The organism is Psychroflexus maritimus (assembly GCF_011089875.1).
Taxonomy (GTDB): domain Bacteria; phylum Bacteroidota; class Bacteroidia; order Flavobacteriales; family Flavobacteriaceae; genus Psychroflexus; species Psychroflexus maritimus.
The window spans coordinates 1-209 of record NZ_JAANAS010000027.1 but is presented as its reverse complement, the minus strand read 5'-3'; the positions used below and the strand labels follow the sequence as shown (position 1 = coordinate 209).

The window sequence follows — 209 nt, the reverse complement described above, 5'->3', positions numbered from 1 at the left end:
GCATTTTCTCCTTCCAATCGGATATAGATGAACTCACCATCAATTCCGTTATAATTCACAGGAAAAGCAATAGCGTTGGTGCCATTTTCGGCATTCGCTAAACTTTGATGATAGGTCAAAGTAACATTTTCTTGATTGCCGATAATTAAATTTGAATTCTGAGTTAAATCAAATACTGCAATGTTTGGATTATCGCTACAGGCTCGTAA

1 protein-coding gene is annotated in these 209 nt (G+C 35.9%); it reads right to left on the bottom strand.

Annotated features, from left to right (window positions below):
- Positions 1–209: hypothetical protein (locus G7034_RS02475; RefSeq protein WP_166399382.1), on the bottom strand; the 209-nt coding region annotated here is incomplete at both ends.